The sequence below is a fragment of the Nonomuraea sp. NPDC059194 genome (assembly GCF_042754765.1).
Lineage (GTDB): Bacteria > Actinomycetota > Actinomycetes > Streptosporangiales > Streptosporangiaceae > Nonomuraea.
Genome location: NZ_JBHZBH010000035.1, coordinates 1 through 13,454, shown reverse-complemented (window position 1 = coordinate 13,454; position 13,454 = coordinate 1). Strand labels below are relative to the sequence as shown.

General features: G+C 70.0%; 11 protein-coding genes. 1 reads left to right on the top strand and 10 read right to left on the bottom strand.

Annotation, left to right across the window (positions count from 1 at the left end):
* Positions 1-102: 102 nt before the first annotated feature.
* The 10 genes from ACFXJ8_RS32990 to ACFXJ8_RS32945 all read right to left on the bottom strand — a co-directional run bounded on the left by ACFXJ8_RS32990 (position 103) and on the right by ACFXJ8_RS32945 (position 12,344).
* Positions 103-2,013 (bottom strand): TIGR03960 family B12-binding radical SAM protein, encoded by a 1,911-nt coding sequence (locus ACFXJ8_RS32990; RefSeq protein ID WP_379647903.1) that lies wholly within the window; start codon positions 2,011-2,013, stop codon positions 103-105.
* A 43-nt stretch (positions 2,014-2,056) separates the two neighbouring features.
* On the bottom strand, positions 2,057-3,220 hold the full coding sequence (rodA, locus tag ACFXJ8_RS32985; protein ID WP_379647902.1) for a rod shape-determining protein RodA: 1,164 nt from the start codon (positions 3,218-3,220) through the stop codon (positions 2,057-2,059).
* The gene (mrdA, locus tag ACFXJ8_RS32980) at positions 3,217-5,313 is read right to left on the bottom strand and encodes a penicillin-binding protein 2 (RefSeq protein ID WP_379647901.1); all 2,097 of its coding nucleotides are present in this window, start codon (positions 5,311-5,313) and stop codon (positions 3,217-3,219) included. Before mrdA ends, rodA begins: the two co-directional genes overlap by 4 nt.
* Positions 5,310-5,774: a rod shape-determining protein MreD gene (gene mreD, locus ACFXJ8_RS32975; protein ID WP_379647900.1), complete on the bottom strand. Its 465-nt coding sequence runs from the start codon at positions 5,772-5,774 to the stop codon at positions 5,310-5,312. Before mreD ends, mrdA begins: the two co-directional genes overlap by 4 nt.
* Positions 5,771-6,649 (bottom strand): rod shape-determining protein MreC, encoded by an 879-nt coding sequence (gene mreC / locus ACFXJ8_RS32970; RefSeq protein ID WP_379647899.1) that lies wholly within the window; start codon positions 6,647-6,649, stop codon positions 5,771-5,773. Before mreC ends, mreD begins: the two co-directional genes overlap by 4 nt.
* A 1-nt stretch (position 6,650) precedes the next feature.
* Entirely contained in the window at positions 6,651-7,682 is a 1,032-nt protein-coding gene (locus ACFXJ8_RS32965; RefSeq protein WP_379581637.1) for a rod shape-determining protein, read from the bottom strand.
* Positions 7,683-8,364: 682 nt separating this feature from the next.
* Entirely contained in the window at positions 8,365-8,775 is a 411-nt protein-coding gene (gene ndk / locus ACFXJ8_RS32960) for a nucleoside-diphosphate kinase (RefSeq protein ID WP_379647898.1), read from the bottom strand.
* Positions 8,776-8,875: 100 nt separating this feature from the next.
* Positions 8,876-10,705: a hypothetical protein gene (locus tag ACFXJ8_RS32955; RefSeq protein ID WP_379647897.1), complete on the bottom strand. Its 1,830-nt coding sequence runs from the start codon at positions 10,703-10,705 to the stop codon at positions 8,876-8,878.
* Positions 10,706-10,716: 11 nt separating this feature from the next.
* Positions 10,717-11,058 carry a DUF4233 domain-containing protein gene (locus ACFXJ8_RS32950; RefSeq protein ID WP_379647896.1) on the bottom strand — a complete coding sequence of 114 codons (342 nt, stop codon included), beginning with the start codon at positions 11,056-11,058 and terminating at the stop codon, positions 10,717-10,719.
* Positions 11,055-12,344 (bottom strand): bifunctional folylpolyglutamate synthase/dihydrofolate synthase, encoded by a 1,290-nt coding sequence (locus ACFXJ8_RS32945; protein ID WP_379647971.1) that lies wholly within the window; start codon positions 12,342-12,344, stop codon positions 11,055-11,057. Before ACFXJ8_RS32945 ends, ACFXJ8_RS32950 begins: the two co-directional genes overlap by 4 nt.
* A gap of 131 nt (positions 12,345-12,475) precedes the next feature.
* On the opposite strand from ACFXJ8_RS32945, the gene ACFXJ8_RS32940 reads away from it, so the two are divergent.
* The gene (locus tag ACFXJ8_RS32940; RefSeq protein WP_379647895.1) at positions 12,476-13,243 is read left to right on the top strand and encodes a carbohydrate-binding protein; all 768 of its coding nucleotides are present in this window, start codon (positions 12,476-12,478) and stop codon (positions 13,241-13,243) included.
* Positions 13,244-13,454 lie beyond the last annotated feature (211 nt).

The following is a 13,454-nucleotide window of genomic DNA, read 5'->3' as shown; positions in this document are numbered from 1 at the left end:
CTGCACCGTGGGCGCGGGCGGAGGCCCCTCGGGAACAGGCTTCAGAACGTCGTCTTCCTTCCCGTGTCAGAGTTACTTTCTACATTCAGGATAAAGCCGTCTCTATACCACAGTGAGCGGCAGCAGCTTCTTACCCGTCGGGCCGATCTGGATCTCGGTGCCCATGGTGGGGCAGACCCCGCAGTCGTAGCACGGCGTCCACCGGCAGTCTTCGACCTCGCCGCCGTTGACGGCTTCCTGCCAGTCCTGCCAGAGCCACTCGCGGTCGAGCCCGGCGTCGAGGTGGTCCCATGGCAGGACCTCGTTCTCCTCGCGCTCGCGCGTGGTGTACCAGTCGACCGCGACGCCCGCCTTCTGCGCGGCGGCCATCCAGCGGTCGTAGGAGAAGTGCTCGCTCCAGCCGTCGAAGCGGCCACCGTCCTCCCAGACGGCCCTGATGACCGCGCCGACCCTGCGGTCGCCGCGCGAGAGCAGGCCCTCCACGATCGAGGGCTTGCCGTCGTGGTAACGGTAGCCGATGGCCCTGCCGTACTCCTTGTCGCCACGCAGCGACTCGCGCAGCTGCTTGAGCCGCCTGTCGACGGTCTCGTGGTCGGCCTGCGCGGCCCACTGGAACGGGGTGTGCGGCTTGGGCACGAACCCGCCGATGGAGACCGTGCAGCGGATGTCGCGCGAACCGGTGGCCTCGCGGCCCGCCTTGATGACCTTCTTGGCCAGGTCGGCGATGCCGAGCACGTCCTCGTCGCGCTCGGTGGGCAGACCACACATGAAGTAGAGCTTCACCTGCCGCCAGCCCTGGCTGTAGGCCGTGCTGACGGTGCGGATCAGGTCTTCCTCGGTGACCATCTTGTTGATCACCTTGCGCATGCGCTCGGAGCCGCCTTCGGGCGCGAAGGTCAGGCCCGAGCGGCGGCCGTTGCGCGAGAACTCGTTCGCCAGGTCGATGTTGAAGGCGTCGACCCTGGTCGAGGGCAGCGACAGCGAGGTGTTGGTGCCCTCGTAGCGGTCGGCCAGGCCCTTGGCCACCTCACCGATCTCGGAGTGGTCGGCCGACGACAGCGACAGCAGGCCGACCTCGTTGAAGCCCGACTCGCGGATGCCGTTCTCGACCATGGCGCCGATCGTGGTGATCGACCGCTCGCGGACCGGGCGCGTGATCATGCCGGCCTGGCAGAACCTGCATCCCCTGGTGCAGCCGCGGAAGATCTCGACGCTGAACCGCTCGTGAACGGTCTCGGCCAGCGGGACGAGCGGTTTCTTCGGGTACGGCCACTCGTCGAGGTCCATGACGGTGTGCTTGTGCACGCGCCAGGGCACGTTGCTCCGGTTGGGAGCCACGCGCTTGATGCGCCCGTCGGGGTGGTACTCGACGTCGTAGAACTTCGGGACGTACACGCCGCCCGACTCGGCCAGCCGCATCAGCAGCTCGTCACGGCCGCCCGGCCGGCCCTCGGCCTTCCACTCGCGCACGACCTCGCTGATGGCGATGGCGATCTGCTCGCCGTCGCCCAGCACGGCCGCGTCGAGGAAGTCGGCGATCGGCTCGGGGTTGAAGGCGGCGTGGCCGCCGGCCAGCACGATCGGGTCGTCGTCGCCGCGATCGACCGACAGCAGCGGGATGCCGGCCAGGTCGAGCGCGGTGAGCATGTTGGTGTAGCCCAACTCCGTGGAGAACGACAAGCCGAGCACATCGAAGGCGCGCACGGGGCGGTGGCCGTCCACGGTGAACTGAGGGACGCCCTCCGCGCGCATGAGCGCCTCGAGGTCTGGCCACACCGAGTAGGTGCGTTCGGCCAGCGTGTCGGGCAGCTCGTTGAGGATCTCGTAGAGGATGGCCACACCCTGGTTGGGCAGGCCGACCTCGTAGGCGTCGGGATACATCAGCGCCCAGCGCACCGATGCGTCGTCCCAGTCCTTCACCGTCGAGTTGAGCTCACCCCCGACGTACTGGATCGGCTTCTGCACCTTGGGCAGCAGCGCTTCCAGGCGTGGGAACAATGACTCGACAGACATGACACCAAGGGTAGTCGGTGTCCTCCTCCACTCCCGCCCGCCGCTAGAACGATCTCTCCCTGATCCTGATCGCCTGCAGCGTGCCCACCGCGATCAGGTTGGCGAAGGTCGAGGTGCCGCCGTAGGAGACGAACGGCAGCGGCAGCCCGGTGATCGGCATGATCCCGATGGTCATCCCGATGTTGACGAACGCCTGGAAGGCCAGCCAGCACACGATCGTGCCGGCCACCAGCGCGCCGAAGCGGTCCTCGCACTGCCTGGCGATGTGCAGCCCGCGCAGCAGCACCACGCCCAGCAGCAGCACCACCGTCACCGAGCCGAGAAAGCCGAACTCCTCGCCCGCGACGGTGAAGATGAAGTCGGTGTGCTGCTCGGGCACGAACCTGCCGGTCGTCTGCCCGCCCATGAACAGCCCCTTGCCGAACAGCTCGCCCGAGCCGATCGCGATCAGCGACTGGGTGCTGTTGTAGCCGACCCCGCGCGGGTCGACGCTCGGATCGAGGAAGGCGGTGAACCGCGCCACCTGGTACGGCTCCAGCAGCTCGAAGACCCACACGCACACGCCGCCCGCCACGACCGACAGCGCCAGCAGGATGATCCACCGCTTCTGGACGCCCGCGATGACCAGCGCCGCCGCCGCGATGACGGCCAGCACGAGCGTGGTGCCGAGGTCGGGCTGCAACATGACCAGCCCCATCGTCCCCGCCGACAGCAGCAGCGCGAACACCACGTCGAGCCCGCGCGGCCGATCGGTGCCCTCGGCCGGCTGGGCGAGCAGCATCGCCAGCATCAGGATCAGCCCGACCTTGGCGAACTCCGACGGCTGGATCGCGAACCCGCCGCCGAGCATGATCCACGAGTGGGAGCCGTTGACCGTCGTGCCCACGGGCGTGGCCACCAGCACCAGCCCGACCAGCGTCGCCAGATACGCCATCGGCGCGTAGGCCCGCAGCAGCCGGTGGTCGACCATCGCCATCGCGCCGCACATCACCGCCCCGATGACCAGGTTGAGCACGTGTTTCTTGACCAGTCCCGTGGAGCCCAGCACCCAGGTGCGCGTCGACGACCACACCAGCAGCGTGCCGATCACGCCCAGCGCCGCCACCGACACCAGCATGACCCAGTCGAGCCGCCACAGCGTCGACTGCGCGTCCACGGCCTTCAACGCGAAGGACCTGCGAGGTCTCAGATGGGTGCGGGCCGTCATCGCGCCACCGTGCCGTCACTCTTGATCTTCGGCAGGACGCCGGTCGGCAGCTCGGGCCTGCGCTGCGCCTTCTCCTGCGCCTTGTCGTCCTTCGCCTTGTCGTCCGTGGTCTCGCCGTCCGCCGCGCGCTCGAACCCGTAGATCCCCTCGTAGATCTCCCGTACGGCGGGCGCCGCGGTCGAGCCGCCCATGCCGCCCTGCGACACCATCGCCACGACCACGAACCTCGGCTTGCTGGTCGGCGCGAACGAGGCGAACCATGAGGTGTCGGCCTTGCCCCACACCTCGGCCGTGCCCGTCTTGCCGCCGACCTTCACCTTGTCCATCGGGAAGCCGCTGAAGGCGCCCGCCGCGGTGCCGTCGGAGGCGACCTGGCTGAGCGCGTTCTTGATGTAGGCCCGCTCCTTGGGGCTCAGCGGCAGCTCGCCCTTGACCGGCACCTCGATCTTCTTCACCAGCGTGCCGTCGGGCCGTACCAGCGCCCACCCGATCCTCGGGCTGCGCAGCTTGCCGTCGCTGACCAGCGCCGCGTAGGCGGCGGCCAGTTGCAGCGGCGTGACCAGCACGTCGCCCTGCCCGATGGAGAAGTTGGCGGCGTCACCTGGCCGCAGCAGGTAGCCCTCCAGGCAGTTCTCGTAGGCCAGGCGTTTGAGGAAGGCGGCCCTGGACCTGTCGGTCACCTCGGGGTAGCCGGTGCGCGAGCGGCGGCAGTTGGTGGCGCTGGTGGCCGCCCACAGCTCCTTCTTCCACGCCCGGTCGGGGATCCGGCCCGACGACTCGCCCGGCAGGTCGATGCCCGTGGGACTGCCGAAGCCGAAGGCCCTGGCCATGCTGGCGAAGCGCTCCTTCGGCGGCTTCTTCGGCCGCAGCCCGCCGTCCTTGATCCACTCCTCGTAGGACGACTTGTAGAAGATCGTGTCGCATGACCGCACCAGCGCCGTGTGCAGCGTGAGCGTGCCGAGGCCGATCCCGCGGAAGTTGTTGAACGCCCTGCTGCCGACCATGTAGGAGCCGGGGCAGGCGTAGTGGCCGTGCAGCGGATACCCGGCGCGCAACATCGCCGACACCGACGACACCTTGAACGTCGAGCCGGGCGCGAACTGCCCGTTGATGGCCCGCGAGACCAGCGGCTTGCCCTCCTTGTCCGACAGCAGCCGTTGGTACTCCTTCTCGGAGATCCCGCCCGTCCAGATGGCCGGGTCGTAGCCAGGCGCGCTGGCCAGCGCCACCACCCTGCCCGAGCGCGCGTCGAGCACCACTCCCGCCGCCCCGTCGGCCCTGGGCGCCCCCTTCATCGCCTTGTCGATGGCCTTCTCCACGATGCCCTGGATCCGCGCGTCGATGCTGGTGATCAACGTGTCGCCGGGGATGGGCGCCACCCGCTGCCGCACCCCGAGCGACTTGCCCATCCGGTCGACCTGGACCTTGCGCAGCCCCGACTTGCCGCGCAGCGCCTCGTCGTAGACGTACTCCAGCCCGTCACGCCCCACCACGTCGACGCCGGAGAACTCGGCCTTCAGCCCCTCGCGCTTTTCCAGCTCCTCCTCCGTGGCCGGCTGCAGGTAGCCGAGCATCTGCGCGCCCGCTCTCCCGCCCGGATACTCCCTGACCGCCTGCACCTGGGCCGTCACGCCGGGGAACTCCTCCTGCCGCTCCAGGATCTGCAGCGCCTCGCGGGTGGTGGCCTTCTGGTCGATGGGGATCGGCTGGTACGGCGAGCCCGTCCAGCACGGCCTCGTCACGCCGGGCCCGCACGGCTGGATGCGCTTCTCCAGCTGCTTGGCGGGGGTCCCGAGCACGGCCGAGAGCCGTTGGAGCACCCCGGCGCCGCCGTCTTTCATCCTGATCAGCGCGGTCCTGTCGACCGAGATGACCAGCGCCGTCCTGTTGCGGACCAGCGGCCGACCCCACGCGTCGAGGATCTGCCCTCGGACGGCGGGCACGACGACGTTCCTGTTCCTGGTCTCGTCGGCGGCGCTGACGAACTCGGCGCCCCGCATCATCTGCACCTGCCACAGCCGTACGGTCAGCAACGCCAGCAACGTGACGGCCAGCACGTGGAGCACGAAGAGCCTGGTGCGCATCCTGGTCATGCCGCGTACTCCTCCGATCTGCTGGTGGTGACCAGCCAGATGACCGCGGGAGCGGCGAGCAGCGAGTAGAGCACGGTGACGGGGACACCCGACACGATCGAGGCCGCCGTGACGCGCGGGTCGCCGATCAGCCAGCCCACCGCCGCGGCCAGCAGCGGCGCCGCGAGCACGCACAGCATGACGGTCGGGACCGTGCCGCCCAGCCCGCGCCCGGCGACATAGCCGACCAGCGCGTAGACGAAGGCGTACTGCCCGAGCACGTGCGCGGTCGGCGGCATCAGGTCCACCAGCATCCCCGCGCTGAACCCCAACACCGCCCCCGCCACAGGGCCCCTGGCCAGCGCCATCCCGATCACGACCAGCAGCACCAGATCGGGCCCGCCGCCGGGTGGGAGCGGGAACCTGTTGACGACCGTGACCTGCACCAGCAGCGCGACCAGCACGGCCAGGACAGCGATCATCGCTCTCCCGCCGACCTGGGCAGGACCGCGTCGCGCGGATCACGCTTGGGCGCGGCGACCACCACCCCCACGGCGTCGAGGGCGCTGAGGTTCGCGAAAGGCCTGGCGTAGGCGATGCGGGTCAGCTCGCCCGGCGTCGCCTCCACCCGCTCGATCACCCCGATCGGCACCCCTGGCACGTACGGCACGCCGCGCTGGGAGCCGAAGCTGACGATCCTGGTGCCCGGCGTCAACCGGGCCGTCGAGTCGAGCAGCCGGAACTGCACCAGCCTGCCGTACTCGCCGACGCCGTGGATGACGCCGATCTCGTTGGCGCCCTCCAGCCTGGCGCCCGCCGACGAGGCGGGATCGCTCAGCAGCATGACGGTCGCGTTGCTCGCCGTGGCCCGCACCACCCTGCCGACCAGGCCGTCACCGTTGATCACCGTCATCTCGGCCCTGATCCCGTCACTGGTGCCCGCGTCGATCTCGATGGCGTCCTCGAAGCCCGGGTGGCCCCTGCGGGCGACCACGTTGGCGGGCACGACGGTGTAGCCGCCGCGCTGGGAGGTGCCGAGCAGCTTGCGCAGCTCCGCCGAGCGGGCCCGGTCCAGGCCGCTGGTCGCCAGGTCGGCGCGGAGCTTGGCGTTCTGCGCCTCCAGCTGCTTGATCCGGTCGCGAGCCCCTGGGGCGCCGGCGATCGCGCCGACGAACTCGCTGACCGGCGTCACCACCCCGGCGACGAACCGCTCCGCCGCCCCGAACAGGGAGGAACCGACGCCGCGCAGGATCCCGAACGGTGAGCTCCCACTCGCGCGGTGGTCGATGGTCAGCACGACCAGCGCCACGGTCAGCAGCAGCCCGAGGATCAGCCGGGCCCGGCGCGTGTCCCTCATCTCAGTGACGCGGTTCGGGAACGAGCACGGCGTGGAGCGCCTCGAACTCCTCGACACACTTGCCGGAGCCGAGCGCCACGGAGTCGAGAGGGTTCTCCACCATGTGCACGGGCATGCCGGTCTCGTCGCGCAGGCGCTCGTCGAGGCCCTTGAGCAGGGCTCCGCCGCCGGTGAGCGCGATGCCTCTGTCCATCAGGTCGCCCGACAGCTCGGGCGGGCACTTGTCGAGCGTGGTCTTGACCGCGTCGATGATGGTGTTGACCTGCTCCCTGATCGCCTTCCTGATCTCCTCGGCGGAGACCACGATCGTCTTGGGCAGCCCGCTGACCAGGTCGCGACCACGGATCTCGGCATGGAACTCGTCTTCGGACGCGCAGGCCGAGCCGATGGCCATCTTGATCTCCTCGGCGGTGCGCTCGCCGAGCATCAGGGAGTGTTCCTTCTTCGCGAAGGTGATCACGGCCTGGTCGAGCTCGTCGCCGCCGACCCTGATCGACTGGCTGGTCACCACGCCGCCCATCGAGATGATGGCGACCTCGGTGGTGCCGCCGCCGATGTCGACCACCATGTTGCCGGTCGGCTCATGGACCGGCAGACCCGCGCCGATCGCCGCCGCCATGGGCTCCTCGACGATGTAGACCTTGCGCGCGCCCGCCTGGTAGCCGGCCTCCTTCACCGCCCGCTGCTCCACGCCGGTGATGCCGCTGGGCACGGCGATGATGATGCGCGGCTTGGCGAAATGGCGGCGCTTGTGGACGCGCTGGATGAAGTAGCGCAGCATCCGCTCGGTCACGTCGAAGTCGGCGATCACCCCGTCCTTCAGGGGACGCACGGCCACGATGTTGCCCGGTGTGCGGCCGATCATCCGTTTGGCCTCGATGCCCACTGCGACGATCTTGCCGGTGGTCGTGTTGATCGCGACGACGGACGGCTCGTTGAGCACGATGCCGCGGCCACGCACGTAGACCAACGTGTTGGCGGTACCGAGGTCGACGGCCATGTCACGGCCGAGAAAGGCGAGCCTGCTGCTCATGGGGAGCCCCGTAACGTCGTCGCGAATAATTACGGATCGCATTTGAATCGTAACGTGACGTACCCGCCTGGGAGCGCAATGAGCACCGGTGCCCCACAAAAATCTTGTCGCCTCCGCCTCACCACCCGTTTGCCCGCAAACCACCATCAGCCCCGACACGCCGTGCGCGCACCGCCCAAGAGCGGCCTCCAGCGATCCTCGACCGGGGAGCCTGACGTGCGGTTTCGCCGGATTCGTCGGGCTTTTGGAGGCGGCTTTTCGCCCCTTTCGCCGGAATGATGAACGGTAAGGACACGGCAAAACCGGTTGGTACACCGTCCATCACCGCTATCCCGCACCCCCGCACGCGGACCCGCTCTCATGCCGACCGCCACGGCCCCACCCAACGAACGCCGCCGCCCAACGGACCCGCACCGCCCGAGACCCGCACCGCCCGAGACCCGGGCCGACCCCCGACCCAACGCCGACCCCCACGGCTCCGGGGCCTTCACCACGCTGGCCACCGCCCGGCAGGACCGCACCACGCCACGGCTCCAGGCTGCCGAGGCTTTTCACCACGCTGGCCTGCAGCGGGCAGGACGGCGCCACGCCACGACCGGTCTTGACGCATTCCAGACCAGGCCGTGAGACGCCGAACGCCGGCCCCGCGGTCAGTGCGGGGCCGGCGTCCGGGGGTCAGACCTTAGAAGCGGTCCGGGAAGAAGATCTTGATCTCGCGCGCGGCCGACTCGGGCGAGTCGGAGCCGTGGACGACGTTCTCGCCGATCTCCAGCGCGTGGTCGCCGCGGATGGTGCCGGGGGCGGACTTCACCGGGTCGGTCAGACCGGCCAGCGAACGGAACGCCTCGACCGCGCGGGGGCCTTCGACCACCAGCGCGACCAGCGGCGCGGAGGTGATGAACTCCACCAGCTCGCCGAAGAACGGGCGCTCGGAGTGCTCGGCGTAGTGGGCCTTGGCGGTCTCGGCGTCGAGCTGGCGCAGCTCCATGGCCACGATCTTGAGGCCCTTGCGCTCGATGCGAGCGATCACGTCACCGATGAGGCCGCGCTTCACCCCGTCGGGCTTGATCAGGACAAGAGTGCGCTCGGACACTGGTGGTTCTCCTTTGAACTGGATGTCTTGGTCGCGAAATGCGGCGAACGCGCGAAGCTTACCGCCCTCTCGCCGATTCCCCGTGCTCGACGGCGCTCACCTAGTCGGCGGCGGAGTCTTCGGGGGACTGCGTGGGCGGCGGCACGACGGGCGACTGCCCCGCCCCTTCACCGGCCCGCTCCGCCGCCGAGCCCTTCACCGCGGGCTCCTCGGGCGTGCCGCTCCCCTCACGTGACCCCGTCTGCCGCACCGGCTCGTCGGGCACCCGAGGAACCTCTCCCGTGGGCGCGTCCTCGCTCTGCCACGTGGGGGTCGGCTCGGTCGGGGCCCCGTCGTGCTCCTCCGGCGCGATCCCGTCACCGGCCACCGGAAACTCATCCATGGTGGTGCGGCGAACCCCGGGGGCGGCGGTGTCGTGCGGGATGGAGGCGTGCTCTGCCCGCTCGGGCGAGCTCTCTGACAGGACGTCGGAGGCGAAAGCCGTACCCTCCGCGGTTCCTGGAGCGCCGCAGGCGATCTCGTCGCCTCTTTCGGCGGCGCGGGCGGCCGAGCGCCGTCCCAGCAGCGCCGCCAGCACGATGACCGCCACCACCAGGAACCCGCCGATCAGCGCCCACAGGTGCAGCGCCTGCACGAACCTGTCGACGAGCTGCTGCGCCGACTGCGGCCTGCCGAGCAGCACCATCTGCACGCCCGTGCCGAGCAGGTATCCGGCCAGCACGCCGGGGAAGCACAGCGTCAGCCCGTACAGCGCCGCCCCCGGCCCGCACATCCGCAGCGCCGCCGTCAGCGCCACCGCCGCACCCACGGCCAGCAGCGCGAACGGCACGACGAGCAGGAAGCCGTCGGAGGCGGGCACCATGAGCCGCACCGCGCACAGCCCCACCACGATCGTGACCAGGCCAGCCCTCGACAGCCGCTGCATCGAGGCGCGGTCGAGCAGGCCGACGGCCAGCGCCGCGCCCGCGCCCATGAGCGCACAGATGAGGAAGGGCAGCCACAGGCCGTTGAGCCCCGGCCCGCCGACCCCGCCGAGCTCCATGTAGGTGACCTGGGCGGCCGTCGGCAGCACCACAACCCCGACGGCGAGCATCGCGTAGGCGAGGCCGCGTCCGGCGGGGCCCTCGAACGTGCCGATCGAGGCCAGCGTCAGCAGCGCGGCGAGCGAGAACAGCGCGGCCAGGATGACGAGCGCGGGCGGCCAGCCGAAGGTGGTGCCGACCGCGAGCACCGCCAGCCCCGCCGCGGGGACGGCGGTCAGCGTCAGCCTGGTGCGCTCGATCGCGCGCGGCCCCGGCGTGCTCGTGGCGCCCGTCACGACGCCGAGCGCGAGGTAGATCGCCGCCAGCCCGAGCGCGACGCCGGTCAGCAGCGGGTACGGCTGCAGCGTGATCCGCCAGTCGCGCACGTCGTCGAGCGGCCACAGCGCCAGCGCCTGGGCGGCGAGCAGGCTCACGGCGAGCATGCCCGTCCAGAGCGCGCGCAGCAGCGGCGCCCGCTCCCACGCGGCCATGAGCAGCGCCGGGATCAGCAGGCCCGCGCCGATGCCGTGGATCACCCGCAGCACGCCGACCAGCAGGGCCGAGCCCGCGAAGCCGCCCGCCGCGTCGGCCAGCGCCAGCACGGCCAGCCCGGCGAGCAGGATCGGCGCGGCCTTCATCCGCTGCACGAGCACCGACGCCAGCGGCACCGTCAGCATCATCGCCGGCAGCGTCAGCCCGTGCGCCCTGATCAGGTCGAGCCGGTCGAACTCCAGCGGCAGCAGCCCGGAGACGAGCGACACGGTGTTGGGGATCGCGAGGATCGCCAGGGGCAGCGCGGCGACGATCAGCAGCCCGAGTATCACGTCGAGCAGCCAGGAGAACCTGGCGGCTGTGGCGGGCCCGGCGAGGCTGACGGCCTGGGACCGCTCGATGGGGGGTACGGCCATGTTGGCCGACTTTAGCGGGAAGTCACGCCCTCGACACGGCGAGCGACGAATATCGCTGTGATCCACAGTGCCGCGAAGATCGCTCCGAGGAAGAACATCATGGGCACGAGGAACCCGGTGGCGATCGCCAGCAGCTGGACCAGGCTGCCGATGACGTAGCCGACAGGCCGCTTGAGCAGGCCCGCGGCGACCACGCAGAGCACCGCGAGACCGATGCCGACCGCCACCGCCACCGCCACCGCGACGCCCTGGATCTGGATGGCCACCGGAGTGATGAGCGCGACCACGATCGCCTCCATCCCGAGCACGCTCGCGCCCAGCCGGCGCATGCCAGGAGTCACCTCGAAGTTCATGGCCCTTCCACCTTCAGCAGCAGGCGCGCGTCGCCCGCGGTCACGACCGAGCCGGTGATGAGGACGCCGGTGCCGCTGAACTCGCCCGCGGCGTCGGCGATCCCGATGGCCCTGTCGATGGCGTCGTCGAGCCGCTCCACGACGTGGACGCGGTCCTCGCCGAACACGCCCTCCGCCAGCTCGCCCAGCTCCTGCGCCGGCATCGCACGCGGCGAGGAGTTGCGGCTGACGACGATCTCGTCCAGGACCGGCTCCAGCAGCTCCAGCAGCCCGCTGACGTCCTTGTCCGCCATGACCGACACGACGCCGATCACCTTGGCGAAGTCGAACGCCTCGTGCAGGCCGTCGAGCGTGGCCTCCATGCCGCCGGTGTTGTGCGCGGCGTCGATGACGACCGTGGGGCTCCTGCGCACCACCTCAAGGCGTCCCGGTGAGGAGGCCTGGGCGAACGCCTGCCGTACGAGCTCGATGTCGAGCGGGTCGTCGCCCGCGGTCAGCGCCTCCACGGCCGCCAGCGCGCATACGGCGTTGCCGGCCTGGTGCGCGCCGTACAGGGGCAGGTAGACGTCCTCGTAGACGCCCTTGAGGCCGCGCAGGGTGAGCAACTGGCCGCCCATGGCCACCTCACGGCTCAGCACGCCGAACTCGAGCCCCTCACGCGCCACCACCGCGCCCACCTCGGCGGCTCTGCGCATGAGCACCTCGGCCGCCTCCAGCTCCTGCTGGGCGAGAATCACGGTGGCGCCCGGCTTGATGATCCCGGCCTTCTCGCCCGCGATCGACGGGATGTCGGGCCCGAGCCTGTCCATGTGATCCAGCGAGATCGGCGTGATGATGCACACGTCGGAGTCGACCACGTTCGTGGCGTCCCACGTGCCGCCCATCCCCGTCTCGATCACCGCCACGTCGACCGGCGTGTCGGCGAACGCCGCGTAGGCCATCGCCGTCAGCAGCTCGAAGAACTGGATGCGCCTTCCCTTGGTGTCGTTCAGCTCGACATAGGGCGCGATCTCGTCGAAGACCTCCGCGAACCGCTCCTCGCTCAGCGGCTCGCCGTCCACGACGATCCGCTCGCGCATGGAGACCAGGTGAGGGCTCGTGAAGCGCCCCACCCGCAGGTTGCGCTCCCTCAGCAGGGCCTCGGTCAGCCGCGCCGTGCTCGTCTTGCCGTTCGTGCCGGCGATGTGCACGACGGGGTAGGCCCGCTGCGGGGAGCCGAGCAGATCCAGCAGGGCCACGATTCTGTCGAGCGTCGGCTCGAAGTCCCATTCGACGCCGCGTTCCATGATGGCCCGCTCGACCGCACGATAATCCACCCCACAACCCTATCCGCTCGTACGGCAGGCCCTTCCATAACGTCGGTCGTATGCACGTTTGGAGGGTAGGCCGCCCGACCGGCCGTTGCGATTCTTGGGCCATGGAAAGCGAAGGAATCACCCGGAAAACCGTGCTGAAGGCGGCTCTGCTGGCCGCCCCGCTCCCCTTGGTCGCCGGCCAGGCGCACGCCCTGGTCGGATCCCCGCCCGCGCTCACCCCTTCGTGCGACGACGGCGACGACCCCACCCCTCCGCAGACCGAGGGCCCCTATTTCAAGCCGAACTCTCCGCGCCGCTCGGTCCTGCCCGGTTCCGGCACCGCCCTGACGGTCAGCGGCTACGTCTTCGGCCTCGCCTGCCAGCCGCTGGCGAACGTGCTCCTTGACTTCTGGCAGGCCGACACGCAGGGCGCCTACGACAATGTCGGGTACGGCCTGCGCGGCCACCAGTTCACCGACGCTCAGGGCGCGTTCCGGCTGACGACCATCGTCCCGGGCCTCTATCCGGGTCGCACCAGGCACCTGCATGTCAAGCTCCAGGCGCCCAACCGTCCCGTCCTCACGACGCAGCTCTACTTCCCTGGCGAGCCCCGCAACAACACCGACACAATCTTCGACCCGGCTCTCCTCATGAACGTGCCGCAGCAGGGCACGGCCACGTTCGACTTCGTGCTGAACGTCCCTGGCACCCCGCCGACCTCACCGCCCCCGTCGACACCGCCGCCCGGAGGCACGTGGCAGGCCGGCACGACGTACTCCACCGGCGCCCAGGTCGTGTACGGCGGGCAGACGTATCGCTGCCGCCAGTCGCACACGGCGCAGGCGGGCTGGGAACCGCCCAACACACCGGCGCTGTGGCAACGCGTCTGACGTTTCGCCGGAAACACAAAAGGGCTCCACCGCCGACCGGTGAAGCCCTTGGAAACGCCCGAATCCCTTCGGGAAAGCGCATACCCAGAAATACAGAAAGGCCCTGTCCAGGTTTCCCCGGACAGGGCCTAACGTTAAAGAATTGCGCGGCGGCGACCTACTCTCCCACACCCTCCCGAGTGCAGTACCATCGGCGCTGTAGAGCTTAACT

Coding starts and splice junctions, on each gene's coding strand:
- ACFXJ8_RS32990 (WP_379647903.1), bottom strand. CDS start 2,013: ATGTCTGTCGAGTCATTGTTCCCACGCCTGGAAGCGCTGCTGCCCAAG.
- rodA (WP_379647902.1), bottom strand. CDS start 3,220: ATGACGGCCCGCACCCATCTGAGACCTCGCAGGTCCTTCGCGTTGAAG.
- mrdA (WP_379647901.1), bottom strand. CDS start 5,313: ATGACCAGGATGCGCACCAGGCTCTTCGTGCTCCACGTGCTGGCCGTC.
- mreD (WP_379647900.1), bottom strand. CDS start 5,774: ATGATCGCTGTCCTGGCCGTGCTGGTCGCGCTGCTGGTGCAGGTCACG.
- mreC (WP_379647899.1), bottom strand. CDS start 6,649: ATGAGGGACACGCGCCGGGCCCGGCTGATCCTCGGGCTGCTGCTGACC.
- ACFXJ8_RS32965 (WP_379581637.1), bottom strand. CDS start 7,682: ATGAGCAGCAGGCTCGCCTTTCTCGGCCGTGACATGGCCGTCGACCTC.
- ACFXJ8_RS32955 (WP_379647897.1), bottom strand. CDS start 10,705: ATGGCCGTACCCCCCATCGAGCGGTCCCAGGCCGTCAGCCTCGCCGGG.
- ACFXJ8_RS32950 (WP_379647896.1), bottom strand. CDS start 11,058: ATGAACTTCGAGGTGACTCCTGGCATGCGCCGGCTGGGCGCGAGCGTG.
- ACFXJ8_RS32945 (WP_379647971.1), bottom strand. CDS start 12,344: ATGGAACGCGGCGTCGAATGGGACTTCGAGCCGACGCTCGACAGAATC.
- ACFXJ8_RS32940 (WP_379647895.1), top strand. CDS start 12,476: ATGGAAAGCGAAGGAATCACCCGGAAAACCGTGCTGAAGGCGGCTCTG.